This is a genomic window from Streptomyces sp. NTH33, assembly GCF_003236365.1.
Taxonomy (GTDB): Bacteria; Actinomycetota; Actinomycetes; order Streptomycetales; family Streptomycetaceae; genus Streptomyces.
This window is the reverse complement of sequence record NZ_POTZ01000161.1, coordinates 1-13,621: the sequence shown is the minus strand read 5'-3', so window position 1 is coordinate 13,621 and position 13,621 is coordinate 1. Positions and strand designations below refer to the sequence as shown.

Annotated in this window: 12 protein-coding genes; 9 read left to right on the top strand and 3 right to left on the bottom strand. The window is 72.6% G+C overall.

Annotated features, from left to right (window positions below; genetic code table 11):
* A partial coding sequence (locus C1I97_RS17270; RefSeq protein WP_111004114.1) for a rhomboid family intramembrane serine protease occupies positions 1-757 on the bottom strand: 757 nt, incomplete at its 3' end.
* A gap of 158 nt (positions 758-915) precedes the next feature.
* Here C1I97_RS17270 and C1I97_RS17265 point away from each other — a divergent pair.
* The 5 genes from C1I97_RS17265 (at position 916) to C1I97_RS17245 (ending at position 6,299) form a co-directional block, all read left to right on the top strand.
* Positions 916-1,155: a hypothetical protein gene (locus tag C1I97_RS17265; RefSeq protein WP_111004112.1), complete on the top strand. Its 240-nt coding sequence runs from the start codon at positions 916-918 to the stop codon at positions 1,153-1,155.
* Between the two features lie 60 nt (positions 1,156-1,215).
* Entirely contained in the window at positions 1,216-2,565 is a 1,350-nt protein-coding gene (locus C1I97_RS17260; protein WP_111004111.1) for an NYN domain-containing protein, read from the top strand.
* A gap of 237 nt (positions 2,566-2,802) precedes the next feature.
* Positions 2,803-3,849, top strand: coding sequence for a C40 family peptidase (locus C1I97_RS17255; protein WP_111004113.1), 1,047 nt, complete (start codon positions 2,803-2,805; stop codon positions 3,847-3,849).
* A gap of 201 nt (positions 3,850-4,050) precedes the next feature.
* Positions 4,051-5,076, top strand: a complete 1,026-nt coding sequence (locus tag C1I97_RS17250) for a C40 family peptidase (RefSeq protein WP_111004110.1) — start codon at positions 4,051-4,053, stop codon at positions 5,074-5,076.
* 32 nt (positions 5,077-5,108) lie between these two features.
* Positions 5,109-6,299: a hypothetical protein gene (locus C1I97_RS17245; protein ID WP_111004109.1), complete on the top strand. Its 1,191-nt coding sequence runs from the start codon at positions 5,109-5,111 to the stop codon at positions 6,297-6,299.
* Here the strand turns inward: C1I97_RS17245 and C1I97_RS17240 are convergent.
* Complete coding sequence (locus C1I97_RS17240; RefSeq protein ID WP_111004108.1) at positions 6,256-7,485, bottom strand: glycosyltransferase family 87 protein; 1,230 nt, start codon at positions 7,483-7,485, stop codon at positions 6,256-6,258. The two genes, C1I97_RS17245 and C1I97_RS17240, sit on opposite strands and share 44 nt — an antisense overlap.
* Before the next feature lie 117 nt (positions 7,486-7,602).
* Between C1I97_RS17240 and C1I97_RS17235 the strand changes: the two genes are divergently transcribed.
* Entirely contained in the window at positions 7,603-8,745 is a 1,143-nt protein-coding gene (locus tag C1I97_RS17235) for a glycosyltransferase family 4 protein (protein ID WP_111004107.1), read from the top strand.
* A 15-nt stretch (positions 8,746-8,760) separates the two neighbouring features.
* Here the strand turns inward: C1I97_RS17235 and C1I97_RS17230 are convergent, their stop codons facing one another.
* Positions 8,761-10,557, bottom strand: coding sequence for an AMP-dependent synthetase/ligase (locus C1I97_RS17230; RefSeq protein ID WP_111004106.1), 1,797 nt, complete (start codon positions 10,555-10,557; stop codon positions 8,761-8,763).
* A 285-nt stretch (positions 10,558-10,842) separates the two neighbouring features.
* On the opposite strand from C1I97_RS17230, the gene C1I97_RS17225 reads away from it, so the two are divergent.
* From C1I97_RS17225 to C1I97_RS17215, 3 genes are all read left to right on the top strand, one after another.
* Positions 10,843-11,598, top strand: coding sequence for a metallophosphoesterase family protein (locus C1I97_RS17225; RefSeq protein ID WP_181446764.1), 756 nt, complete (start codon positions 10,843-10,845; stop codon positions 11,596-11,598).
* Between the two features lie 153 nt (positions 11,599-11,751).
* On the top strand, positions 11,752-12,195 hold the full coding sequence (locus C1I97_RS17220) for an SRPBCC family protein (protein WP_111004104.1): 444 nt from the start codon (positions 11,752-11,754) through the stop codon (positions 12,193-12,195).
* Positions 12,196-12,446: 251 nt separating this feature from the next.
* Positions 12,447-13,621 (top strand): ArsA family ATPase (locus C1I97_RS17215; RefSeq protein WP_111004103.1); only part of this gene is annotated, 1,175 nt, incomplete at its 3' end.

The window sequence follows — 13,621 nt, the reverse complement described above, 5'->3', positions numbered from 1 at the left end:
CCTTCCAAGGCCGCGCTACGCGCCCTCCCCATGGGCCGAATCCGGCCCACGCGCAGGCGAAGCCCAGGGCGAAGCCCACCACGTGGGCGAGGTAGGCCACGCCCGGCCCCTGTGCCGCGCGCCCGGCGGCCAGCCACTGCAGGGCCGCCCAGAACGGCAGCACGACCCACGCGGGAAACCGCAGGGGCAGGAAGAACAGGAAGGGGAAGAGACTGGTCACCCTGGCCCGGGGGAACAGGTAGAGAAACGCGCCGAGGACCGCCGAGATCGCCCCCGAGGCCCCCACCAGGGACTGCCCGGAGGCGGCGTTGGCGGCCGCGTAGCCCACCAGGGCGAGGGAGCCGCAGCCGACGTAGAACAGCATGAACCGGACGTGGCCCATGCGCTCCTCGGTCATCGCCCCGAAGACGTAGAGGAAGAGCATGTTGCCGAGCAGATGCACCCAGCCGCCGTGCACGAACAGGGCCGTCGCCGGGGTGAGGGCGGCCCGTGGCGCACCGGTGAACAGCTCGGCGGGAACCACGCCCCAGTGCCGGAAGTACGCCCGCTGGGCACGCGACAGCGCCTCCCCGGTGCCGTAGCCGGGATCGAGGCCCGCCGCCGGGCCGGTCACGAAGATCAGGCAGCACAGGACGATCAGGACGCACGTCACCGGCGCCCGCACGGTCCGTACGGCCCCGACCGCCCTGATCGCCGCCCCGACTGCCTTGACCACCCCGACCGCCCGGAGGGCCACCGCGTTCCTGTTGCCGGTCATGTGCACAGAGCATGGCGTAACGGGACGCAACCGCACGGACCGCCTCGCCGTCATGGACACACCCAGCGACGAGGCGCCGTCAGGCCGTAGGGTTACGTGCCACACGCTCCGGGGAAGCCGGCGCGTCACGGAAACCAGAAGGAAAGCGAACAGTCACGATGACGGTTCCCCTGCCGACCGCCACCACGCGGTGGCGCTGCACCCTCTGCGGCAACCTCACCCGCTTCGACGTGACGCGCTCGTCGAAGGTCGTCGAGTACGTCCACCTCGATCTGGCCGGAGAGCCCACGGTGGAGGAGCGCGAGGTGGTCAATGAGACCATCGAATCGGTGCGCTGCCGCTGGTGCAACGCCGTGGACCAGGTGGAACTCGTGGACAGGCCGGGTGCCGGCTCCTGAGCGGAGCGGGCCTCGCAGGGACGGGCCCCACGGGGGTCTTGCAAGCATTGGGGTTGACGGATGGTGGAGACACGAGGCGGGGGGCCGGACGACGGCACCGCTGAGGTGTTCGACCGTCCGCTGCCCGACGGGGTGCGCCGCCGGATCGTGCAGATCGTCTCCGACGCCTTCGGCGGGCTGAAGGTCGGTGAGCTGCCGGCGCAGCTGCGGCAGTACGCCCGGTTCACCCCCAGCCGCCGGGCGAAGTTCGCGGGCAACGCGATGGCGGCGGCGCTGGAGACCGATCCGGTGTTCCGCCAGCGCATCGGGGAGAAGTTCAGAGAGGTCCAGCCGGAGCTGTCCGGTGCCCTGGACTCCGGCTCGCCGACCCCGGCCGCGGACCCGCTCGACGTGGCGGCCGCGGCCTATGTGCTGAGGCCGGCGGGCTGGGTGAAGCTGGTGACCGCGGCCGGTGAGGAGGCCCAGCGGGCGGACGCCGAGCGCGCCGACGAGGAGAGCCGGGCCGAGCTGGAGCGGCTGCGCGCCGAGCTGGCGGCGGCCCGTGAGCAGACCCGGGCCGACACCGAGCGGCTGCGCGCCGAGCTGGACGCCGCCAGGAAAGAGGCCGAGTCGCTGCACCGCAAGCTGCGGGCCGCGCTCAGCGACGTCAAGCGGGGTGAGGCCGCGCTGCGCAAAGCGCGTGCCGAGATCGAGGCCGTGCGCGCCGAGGGGCAGGCGCAGGTGTCGGCCGCCGAGAGCGAGGCCCGGCGGATCAAAGGGCGCCTGGGCGAGGCGGAGACCGCGCTCGAGGCCGCCCGCAGGGCGGCCCGCGAGGGGCGCAGCGTCGAGGACATGCGGGTACGGCTGCTGCTGGACACCGTGCTCGACGCGGCCCAGGGGCTGCGCCGGGAGCTGGCGCTGCCGCCGGTGTCGGTGCGGCCCGCTCAGACGGTGGACGCGGTGGAGCCGGGCCGGATGACGCCCAAGGACATCGCCGCCCGCGCGCTGTCCGAGCACGACCCGGCGATCCTCGACCAGCTGCTCGCGCTGCCGCAGGCGCATCTGGTCGTCGACGGCTACAACGTCACCAAGACCGGCTACCCCCAGATGCCGCTGGAGAAGCAGCGGCTCAGGCTCCTCGGTCAGCTCTCGCAGCTCGCCGCGCAGACCGGCGCGGAGGTCACCTGTGTCTTCGACGGGGCCGAGCTGGCCGCGCCGGTGCTGCTCGCGCCGCCGCGCGGGGTGCGGGTGCTGTTCTCCAAACCGGGCGTCACCGCGGACGAGTTGATCCGTCAGCTGGTGCGGGCCGAGCCGCCGGGCCGGCCGGTCATCGTCGTCTCCACCGACCGGGAGGTGGCCGACGGGGTCGCGAGGGCGGGTGCGCGGCCGGTCGCGTCGGCGGTTCTCCTCAAGCGTCTGTCGCGCGGCTGAAAACGGGCATAAGGCGACATGAACCTCAAGGGAAACGTACGGGGTTAAGGCCGGAATTACCGGGACTGTCGCGCGACTCAGTGTCAACTTGGATTTACTTATGGTGAGTTGAAGGCAAAGAACGTATTGCGCACTGGGATTTTTCGGCGGAGGATTTGAATTCGTCACGATGAGGTCACTAAGGTCAGGCGTCGAACCTCCGAGCGGGTGATCACTCAGAAGAAGGAGCTCGCTTCCGTGGCGTCCCACCGTCGACCCAAACAGCCGAGCCGCGCACGCGTGAGCGTGCTCACCACAGTGGCGGCAGCGGCCGTAGCCGTCAGTGCCCAGGCCGCGAACGCCGCCCCGAGCGCGAAGCCCACCAAGGACGAGGTCAAGTCCCAGGTCGACAAGCTCTACCAGCAGGCGGAGCAGGCCACCGAGAAGTACAACGGCGCCAAGGAGAAGCAGGAGAAGCTCCAGAAGGAGATCTCCGCGATCCAGGACAACGTCGCCCGCGGCCAGCAGGAACTCAACCAGCTGCGCGACCACCTCGGTTCGGTGGCAGCCGGCCAGTACCGCACCGGCGGGATCGACCCCTCGCTCCAGCTCTTCCTGTCCTCCGACCCGGACGACTACCTCGACAAGGCCTCCACGCTCGACCAGTTGAGCGGCCAGCAGGTCGAGGCGCTGAAGAAGGTCCAGGACAAACAGCGCGAACTCGCCCAGGAGCGGGCCGAGGCCTCCGCCAAGCTCAAGGACCTCGCCGCCACCCGCACCGAGCTGGGCAACAAGAAGAGCGAAGCCCAGAACAAGCTCGCCGAGGCGCAGCGGCTGCTCAACAGCCTCACGGCCGAGGAGAAGGCGGCGCTCGAGGCCAAGGAGGCCCGCGCCACCCGGGCCGCCGAGCGCACCGCGATGAGCGCAGGCGGCGCCGTCAAGCCCGCCTCGGGCCGGGTCAGCTCCGCCTACGCCGCCGCCCAGAGCAAGGTCGGCTCGCCCTACGTCTACGGTGCCAACGGCCCGTCCTCCTTCGACTGCTCGGGTCTGACCTCCTGGGCGTACGCGCAGGCCGGCATAGGCATCCCGCGTACCTCCGAGGCGCAGGCCAACTACGGCACCCGCATCTACTCGCAGAGCCAACTGCAGGTCGGCGACCTGGTGTTCTTCTTCAACGACCTGCACCACGTCGGCCTCTACGCGGGCAACGGCCAGGTGCTGCACGCCCCGCGCCCGGGAACCGTCGTGCGCTACGAGTCGTTCGGCACCATGGGCGGCCCCTTCATGTTCGGTGTCCGCGTCTGACCCCACCCCGGGACCACGACGCCGTACTCGCCCGAACGAGCGAATCCCGGCACCTCGCCGGGACCCCACGCCCCGCCGATGACCTGCGTCAGAGGCGGGGCGTCACCGTGTGCGGCCGCCGACCTCGTTGGTCGGCTCCGCCGCCGGGGGGCTACTGTCTGCCGCGTTTCCCGTCCGCCAGCGGAAGGAGCGCGGCTTCCCGTGGGGTTCCATCGCCGCCTTGCACCGTCCTCCGGGTTCGACCGGGGCTCCACCGTCGCCGTCGGTCTTCTGACCGCCGCGGCCGCCGCCCTGGGCGCCGTACCGGCCGGCCCGGCCGCCGCCGCGCCGCACGGCGACGCCCGGGCCGAGGTCGACCGCCTCCACCAGGAGGCCGAGAAAGCGACCGAGGCCTACAACAAGGCCGGGGAGCGCGCCGGTCTCCTGCGCGACCGGGTACGCGACTTCCAGGACCGCATCGCCCGGCAGCAGCAGCGCGTCAACGACCTCAGGGAATCGCTCGGTTCCTTCGCCGGCGCCCAGTACCGCTCCGGCTTCGACCCCTCCCTCGCCCTGCTGTTCTCCGACGATCCGGCCGACTACCTCGACCGGGCCGCCGCCCTGGACCGGATCAGCACCCACCAGGCCGGCGAACTGAAGGGCCTGCGGCAGGCCCTGCGTGAAATCTCCCAGGAGCGCGCCGAGGCCGCCCGCGCCCTCGCCGAACTCGACAGGAGCCGCAGGGCGGCCATCACCCACAAACGCACCGTCGAGCGGAAACTCACCGAGGCCCGGCGGCTGCTGGACTCCCTGTCCCCGTCGGAGCGCGAGGCCTACGACCGGGCCTCCCGCTCCCGCCGCGACGGCCTCCTCCCCGGCTTCGACGACGACCCGGCCGCCTCCGCCCGCGCGGCCGCCGCCGTCGCCGCCGCCCGCTCCGCGCTCGGCCGCCCCTACGTCTGGGGCGCCAACGGGCCCTCCGGCTTCGACTGTTCGGGCCTGATGCAGTGGGCGTACGCGCAGGCCGGGGTGCATCTGCCGCGCACCTCGCAGGAGCAGCGCACCGCCGGCCGGCACATCCCGCTGTCCCAGGCCCGGCCCGGCGACCTCGTCGTCTACCGCTCCGACGCCGGACACGTCGCGATGTACGCGGGAGGCGGCCGGGTGATCCACGCCCCCCACCCGGGCGCCCCGGTCCGCTACGACCCGGTGAACATGATGCCCGTCTCGTCGGTCACCAGGGTCTGACGCCCGCCCCGATGCCGCCGTACCATCGGGAAATGGCTGGTCGTTGGCGGACGTCGAGATCCTCGGTCCTGGCGGTGAGCCTGCTGCTCGCCTCCCTGACGGCCTGCGGCGGGCCGTCCGCGGCCGACACCGCCAGGGCCGAGGTGCAGCGGGTGCTCGACCGGCGGGCGGCGGCCGTCCTCCACCACGACCCGGCGGCCTACGCCGCCACCGGCACCCGCGCCCCGTACGCGAACCTGAAGTCCGTACCGCTGACGGCCTGGTCCTACCGCCTGACCGCCCTGCACCGCACCGGCCGCACCGCCACCGCACAGGCCGAACTGCGCTACCGGGTGACCGGGCACGACAAGGCACCGGTCACCGTGGGCCGCACGCTCACCCTGTCCACCGGCACCGACGGCACGTGGCACGTCGACTCCGACCGCCCGGGGAGCAAGTCCGCCCAGCAACTGTGGGACCAGGGCCCGGTCTCGGTGGTCCGCGGGCGGCGCAGCCTCGTCCTCGGCGTCGGCCAGTCCACCGCGACCCTGCGCCGCTACGCCGGCCTGGCCGACCGCGCGGTGCCCGCGGTGACACAGGCGTGGGGCACCGACTGGAGCCGGCGCGTCCTGCTGCTCGTCCCGGGGTCCCTGCGGGACATGGCCGGACTGCTCGGCTCGCCCGCCGCCAACTACCGCGGGATCGCCGCCGTCACCACGGGCGAGACCGGAGGCACGGGCCGGGCGCCCGCGGACCGGATCATCGTCAACCCCGACGCCTACGGCACGCTCGGCCCGCTCGGCAGACAGGTCGTGCTCACCCACGAGACGGCCCACGTCGCCACCCGCGCCCACACCAACCCCGCCACCCCGCTGTGGCTCTCCGAGGGCTACGCCGACTGGGCCGGCTACCGCCGCACCGGCCGCACCCCGGCCCAGGCCGCCCCGGAACTCCAACGAGCCGTCTCGGACGGAGATGTCCCGGCCGTTCTGCCCACCGACGGGGACTTCGGCTTCACCGGCGACCCCGCCCGGCTCGCCCAGGCCTACGAGAGCGGCTGGATGGCCTGCCGCATGATCGCCGTCCACTGGGGCGAACACGACCTCGACACCTTCTACCGGGCCGTCGGCGCCCACCCCCGACGCGAGGGCGCCGTCGAGGAGGCCCTGCACAAGGTCCTCGGCACCACCCTGGAACAGTTCACCGAGCAGTGGCGCGAGTACCTGAGGAACCAACTGGGCTGACCGGACCGGCCGGGCCGGGGACCGTCGAACGCCACAGCGCGCGGCACGCGGTCACGCAGGCGGCGACCAGCAGGCCGTTGCGGGCGAACAGCAGGCCCACGCCCAGCGGGTCGCCGGCCACGACGGCCCCGAAGAAGACCGGGAACTCCAGGACCGTCACCAGGGCCGCCGCCGTCACCAGCCAGGCCGGCACCCCCACGCCGCTGCTCCGGAAGCACAGGCAGACGGCGGCCAGGGCGACCAGCCACACCAGATACTGCGGACTGATCACACGGCTGGTGGCCGTGAAGAGCAGGACGGCCGTGAACGCGGCGTCCGCCAGGGAGGCCGGGCCGAAGCGGCGCGCGCGCAGCCGCCACCACAGCAGCCAGCCGAACGCTGCTGCCGTCAGCACCAGGGAGGCGGCGCTCACCACGTCGACGTACGGCCCGACGAACTCCACCGAGCCGTAGTTCAGCAGCACTTCCCCGTCCCAGCCGAAGTGCCGGGCCACCTGGAAGACGAGCCCGCCCAGCGACTCCACCTCCGTCCCCCGGCCGCGTTGGGCGGTCAGGAAGGACAGCGCCCCGGGCAGGATGAGGACGAACAGCGAGCCGAGGGCGGTCGCGGTCACCGCCGCGGCCGCCCACGACCGGCGCCGGACCGCGCCGGCCAGCAGCAGCGCCGGCCACACCTTCAGCAACGCCCCGAAGCCGGCCAGCGCCCCCATCGCCCACGGGCGCCGGGCCCCCGAGAACAGCGCGGCCACGGCCACCGCGGCCACCATCACGTCGTAGCGCGCGTACAGGGTCGGGCCGAGCAGGGCCGCGCCCCCCGTCCACACCCAGGCGCCGCGCAGCGGCCGGCCGTTGCGCCGGCCGCCGTGCAGCAGCAGGCACAGCACCGCCAGGTCGGCCAGCACGGCCAGGACGCCGAAGGCGGCGGTGTAGTCCAGGAACGGCAGGGCGGCGGGGGAGAGGACCGCCAGCGCGGCGCCGGGCGGGTACTGCCAGGTGACGTCGTCCAGCGGGAAGGTGCCGTCCCGCAGCACCTCGTACCACCCCTGGTAGATCACCGACACGTCGATGGTGACGTCCGGCCCCGGAAGGACGAACACCTTGAAGAAGAGCAGCAGCAGCACCGTCCGGCTGACACCCCAGGCCGCCAGCACCCCCGCCAGGCTTCGCCCCGCTCCCGTCCCGTCCACCTCAGGCCCCGTCCGTCCGCTCTCCGTCCCGGGCATGATCTCCCGGCCGGCTGTGCGCGGGCCAGGAAACACGGCCGTGTCCGGCCGTCCCGCCCCGGTTGGGTAGGGTCGGCGGCGATGCACAAGACCCTCATCGTGACCAATGACTTCCCGCCCCGGCCCGGCGGGATCCAGGCGTTCCTGCACAACATGGCGCTGCGGCTGGACCCGGAGCGGCTGGTCGTCCACGCCTCCACCTGGAAGCGGAGCCGTGAGGGCGTCGAGGCGACGGCGGCGTTCGACGCGGAGCAGCCCTTCACCGTCGTACGCGACCGTACGACGATGCTGCTGCCCACCCCGCGGGCGACCCGGCGCGCGGTCGGGCTGCTGCGGGAACACGGGTGCACCTCGGTGTGGTTCGGGGCGGCGGCCCCGCTCGGACTGATGGCACCGGCCCTCAGGAGGGCGGGTGCCCGGCGGCTGGTGGCCACCACCCACGGCCACGAGGCCGGATGGGCCCAGTTGCCCGCCGCCCGCGGGCTGCTGCGCCGCATCGGTCAGTCCACGGACACGATCACCTACCTCGGCGAGTACACCCGCTCCCGGATCGCCGCCGCGCTGCCCCCCGAGGCCGCCGCGCGGATGGTGCAACTGCCGCCGGGGGTCGACGAGAAGACCTTCCACCCGGACTCGGGCGGCGACGAGGTGCGCGCCCGGCTCGGGCTCACCGACCGGCCGGTGGTCGTCTGTGTCTCACGACTGGTCAAGCGCAAGGGGCAGGACACCCTGATCCGGGCCATGCCCCGGATCCTGGCCGCCGAGCCCGACACCGTGCTGCTGATCGTCGGCGGCGGGCCGTACGAGAAGGACCTGCGCAGGCTCGCGCGGGAGACCGGGGTGGCCGCTTCCATGCGCTTCACCGGCCCGGTGCCCTGGGCCGAACTGCCCGCGCACTACGGCGCGGGCGACGTCTTCGCCATGCCCTGCCGCACCCGGCGCGGCGGACTCGACGTCGAGGGCCTGGGCATCGTCTACCTGGAGGCGTCCGCGACCGGCCTGCCCGTCGTCGCCGGGGACTCCGGCGGCGCGCCCGACGCGGTGCTCGACGGCGAGACCGGCTGGGTGGTGCGCGGCGGCTCCCCCCAGGAGGCCGCCGACCGCATCGTCACCCTCCTCGGCGACGCCGGGCTGCGCCGCCGCATGGGGGAGCGGGGCCGGCTCTGGGTCGAGGAGAAGTGGCGCTGGGACCTGCTGGCGGACCGGCTCAAGGAGCTTCTGTGAAGCCCCGCCCGTCCCCTACTTGGCGTACAGGGCCTCGATCTCGTCCGCGTAGTCCTTCGCGACCACGTTCCGCTTGAGCTTCAGCGACGGGGTGAGGTGTCCCGACTCCTCCGTGAACTGGGCGGACAGAACACGGAACTTCCGCACCGACTCCGCCTTCGACACCGCGGCGTTGCCGTCGTCGACCGCCGTCCGGATCGCCGCCAGCAGATCCGGGTCGTCGCGCAGCGACGCCGCGGTGGAGCCGGCCGGCTTGCCGTGCTCGGCGCACCAGCGGCCCAGGAACTCCTCGTCCAGGGTGATCAGCGCGCCCACGAACGGCCGCCCGTCGCCCACCACCATGCACTCCGCGACCAGCGCGTGCGCCCGGATACGGTCCTCGATCACGGCCGGGGCGACGTTCTTGCCGCCCGCGGTGACGATGATCTCCTTCTTCCGTCCGGTGATCCGCAGATACCCGTCCTCGTCGAGGGTGCCGAGGTCACCGGTGTGGAACCAGCCGTCGGCCAGCGCCTCCCGCGTCGCGGCCGGGTTGTTCCAGTACTCCTTGAACAGGTGCTCGCCGTGCAGCAGCACCTCCCCGTCGCCCGCGATACGGACCACGGACCCCGGCAGCGGCTGCCCGACCGTACCGATCTTCTGCCGGTCCCAGGGGTTGAAGGCGGTGGCGGCGCAGGACTCGGTCAGACCGTAGCCCTCCAGCACCGTGAAGCCGATGCCGCGGAAGAAGTGGCCCAGGCGCTCGCCGAGCGGGGCGCCGCCGGAGATGGCGTACTCGCCGCGCCCGCCGAGCACCGCGCGCAGCTTGCTGTAGACCAGTTTGTCGAAGACCTTGTGCCTGACCCTGAGCCCGAGGGACGGACCCCCCGGAGCGTCCAGCGCCTTGCTGTACGCGATCGCCGTGTCCGCGGCCCTGTCGAAGACCCTGCCCTTGCCGTCCGCCTGCGCCTTGGCACGGGCCGCGTTGTAGACCTTCTCGAAGACCCGGGGGACACCGAGGATCAGCGTCGGGCGGAAGGCGGCCAGCTCGTCGGTGAGGTTCTTGATGTCCGGCACACAGCCCAGCTTGATCGGCGCCATCATCGGCGCGACCTGCACCAGCCGGCCGAAGACGTGCGCCAGCGGCAGGAAGAGCAGCACGGAGCACTCACCGGTACGGAACAGCGGCCGCAGCCGCTCCACCACGTTCCCGCACTCGGCGAAGAAGGAGCGGTGGGTGAGCACGCACCCCTTGGGCCGCCCGGTGGTCCCGCTCGTGTACACGATGGTCGCCGGGTCGTCGGCCTTCGCCAGCGAACCGCGCTCCTCGACCGTGGCGTCACTGATGTCCTGCCCGGCCCGGCCCAGCTCCTCGACCGCGCCGGCCTCGATCTGCCAGACGTTCTTCAGCGCGGGCAGCGACTCGCGCACCGACTCCACGGCGGCGGCGTGGTTGTCCAGCTCCACGATGCAGGCGGTCGCGCCGGAGTCGCCGAGGATCCACTGCACCTGCTCCGCCGAACTGGTCTCGTACACCGGCACGGTGACGGCGCCCGCGCTCCAGACCGCGAAGTCCAGCAGCGTCCACTCGTAACGCGTCCGCGACATCAGGCCCACCCGGTCACCCGGCTGGATGCCGGAGGCGATGAGCCCCTTGGCGGCGGCGTGCACCTCGGCGAGGAAGTCCTTCGCCGTCACGTCCTGCCAGACACCGCCCACCTTGCGCGCGATCACGGCGACGTCCGGATGCTGCGCGGCGTTTCTGCGGACGATGTCGGTCAGATTGCCGTCCGCAGGGACCTCGTAGAGAGCCGGAAGGCTGAACTCGCGCAAGACTGCTGCTCCTCATAGGGCGCCGGCGCCACGACGTTGTTGAAATCCAGAAACGCTGGACGGCCCGGACGTTACCCGTCAGTACGATTCTCCGACAGGGGTCCCGGCGAGATGTTCGCTGTGTCACACGGGCTGATGTTCCTGTGCGCACAGTAGTCGACCCGCTGAACGCCTAGCCAGTAACGACGGACCCCGCCGCCACGCCTCACCGGTCCCCGCCGCCGTTCACTAGGCTGCGTGGGCATGGCACCCACATCGCCCGGCGGCGGCAGGACACGCATCAACGTGGTCAGCGACGTGCACGGCAACGTGCGCGACCTGGCCCGGGCGGGCGAGGGCGCCGACGCCCTGGTCTGCCTCGGCGACCTGATCCTCTACCTCGACTACGCCGACCACTCGCGCGGGATCTTCCCGGACCTGTTCGGCGTGGAGAACGCCGACCGCATCGTCGAACTGCGCACCGCCCGCCGCTTCGCCGAGGCCCGCGAGTTCGGCACCCGGCTGTGGGCGGGCCTCGACGGCGACCACGCGGCGATCATCGAACAGGCGGTGCGCAAGCAGTACGCGGAACTCTTCGCCGCGTTCCCCGCCCCGACGTACGCCACCTACGGCAATGTCGACATGCCGACCCTGTGGAAGGAGTACGCCCGCGAGGGCACCACCGTGCTCGACGGGGAGCGCGTCGAGATCGGCGGCCGTGTCCTCGGCTTCGTGGGAGGCGGCCTGCGCACTCCCATGCGCACCCCCTACGAGATCACCGACGAGGAGTACGCCGCGAAGATCGAGGCGGTCGGCGAGGTCGACGTCCTGTGCACCCACATCCCGCCAGAGGTCCCCGAACTCGTCTACGACACCGTCGCCCGCCGCTTCGAGCGCGGCAGCCGCGCCCTGCTCGACGCCATCCGCCGCACCCGCCCCCGCTACGCCCTCTTCGGCCACGTCCACCAGCCGCTGGTCCGCCGGATGCGGATCGGTGCGACCGAGTGCGTGAACGTGGGGCACTTTGCCGGGACCGGGCGGCCCTGGGTGCTCGAATGGTGAGCCGGTGAGGGTTCCGGCCGACCGCGCAGGTGGGGTGGGAGTCCGGCGCCCGGTCGCGCGGTAGCCTTCACGCTGCACACACGTGCGCACGACACCCGCACCACCGGCCGAGTACGGCCGCACTACCGGCGCGCATCTGGAGGAGCCACGGCGATGGCGGAACACACCAGCTCGAGCATCACGATCGAGGCGGCACCGGCCGACGTCATGGGGGTGATCGCCGACTTCGCCCGCTACCCCGACTGGACCGGCGAGGTGAAGGAGGCCGAGGTCCTCAAGACCGACGACCAGGGCCGCGCCGAGCAGGTGCGCCTCGTCATGGACGCGGGTGCCATCAAGGACGACCAGACCCTGGCGTACACCTGGACCGGCGACCACGAGGTCTCCTGGACCCTGGTGAAGTCCCAGATGCTGCGCTCCCTGGACGGCACCTACCTCCTCGAGCCGATCGGCTCGAAGACGACCAAGGTGACCTATCTCCTCACGGTGGACGTCAAGATCCCCATGCTGGGCATGATCAAGCGGAAGGCGGAGAAGGTCATCATCGACCGGGCGCTGGCGGGCCTCAAGAAGCGGGTGGAGTCACCTGGCGAGTAACGCCGGCCAAAGCACCACGACCAAGGTCGCGGGCCTGCTCGAAGCCCTTGTCCGAGGGGGCGGGCCCGAACGCGCGGAGGCGCGAAGCGCTGAGCACGGCCGGGCCCTCGGCCCCGGCTTTCAGCACCCGCAGGCGACCGAGCAGTCGAACACGCGGTTTGCTGCAAGCCCTCCCCGGTCGACCGAGTGAAAACCCCACGGCGGACCGAGCAGTCCACCGCACCACCCGCCTACCGCTACCGTTCACCCCCATGCGCACCCTCCTGATCACGGGCCCGGGCGGATCCGGCCGTACGACGCTCTCCGCCGCCACCGCACTGACCGCCGCCCGTGAAGGCGTGGACACGCTCGTCCTGAGCGCCGACCGCACGGACACCCTGGGTGCGGTCCTGGGCGTACCGACGGGTGCGGAGCCGGTGCCGGTCGCCCCGCACCTCACCGCCTGGCGCCCCGACGCGGCGGCCGACTTCCGGGCGGACCTGACCACCTTCCAGGACCGCGCGCGCAACGTCCTGGACCTCCTCGGGGCCTCCCGCCTCGACACCGAGGAGGTCACGCCGCTGCCCGGCGCCGAGGAGCTGGCCCTGCTGCGGGCGTTGCGCGACGCGGCTCTGTCGGAGCGGTTCGGGCTGCTGGTCGTCGACCTGCCGCCCGTCCCGCAGGCGCTCGCCCTGCTGGCCCTGCCCGAGGAACTGCGCCGCTATCTGCGCCGCCTCCTTCCCCCCGAGCGGCAGGCGGCCCGCGCCCTGCGCCCGGTCCTCGGGCGGCTCGCGGGGGTGCCCATGCCGGCGGAGTGGCTGTACGAGACGGCCGCCCGGTGGGACGTCGAGCTGGCCGCCGTGGCGGCGGTCGTCGCGGATCCCGGTACGTCGGTACGCCTGGTCGCCGAGCCGGGTCCGGCCGGTGCGGACGCCGTCCGTGGCGCGGCGCTCGGTCTGGCCGTACGCGGCCTGGCCGTCGAGTCCCTGGTGGCCGGCCGTGTCCTGCCGGAGGTTCCCGCCGACTCGTGGCTGGCGGGGCCGGTCGCGCAGCAGCGCAAGGCGCTGGACGAGTGGGAGGAGACGTACGAGGTCCATCGGGCCGTCCACCTGGGGCGGGACCCGCGCGGGCTGGACGATCTCGCCGCGCTGGCCGTGCCCGGAGTCAACACGGCGACTGCCCCGGTCGAGTGGCCCGTGACCGACCGGCTCGCGGAGGATGGGGTGCTGGTGTGGCACATTCCGTTGCCCGGTGCCATACGGGATGAGCTGGAGCTCATTCGGCGGGGCGACGAACTCGTGCTGACCGTTGATCCGTTCCGGCGCATCGTGCCGTTGCCTTCGGCGTTGCGGCGGTGTGCGGTGGACGGGGCGGGGCTGCGGGACGGTGAGCTGCGGGTCCGCTTCGTGCCGGACGCTGCGTTGTGGCCCCGCCCCGTCCACCGCAC

What these genes read in the sequence shown, in the direction of transcription:
- C1I97_RS17265 (WP_111004112.1), top strand. Translation starts at nt 916, where the DNA reads ATGACGGTTCCCCTGCCGACCGCCACCACGCGGTGGCGCTGCACCCTC.
- C1I97_RS17260 (WP_111004111.1), top strand. Translation starts at nt 1,216, where the DNA reads ATGGTGGAGACACGAGGCGGGGGGCCGGACGACGGCACCGCTGAGGTG.
- C1I97_RS17245 (WP_111004109.1), top strand. Translation starts at nt 5,109, where the DNA reads ATGGCTGGTCGTTGGCGGACGTCGAGATCCTCGGTCCTGGCGGTGAGC.
- C1I97_RS17235 (WP_111004107.1), top strand. Translation starts at nt 7,603, where the DNA reads ATGCACAAGACCCTCATCGTGACCAATGACTTCCCGCCCCGGCCCGGC.
- C1I97_RS17220 (WP_111004104.1), top strand. Translation starts at nt 11,752, where the DNA reads ATGGCGGAACACACCAGCTCGAGCATCACGATCGAGGCGGCACCGGCC.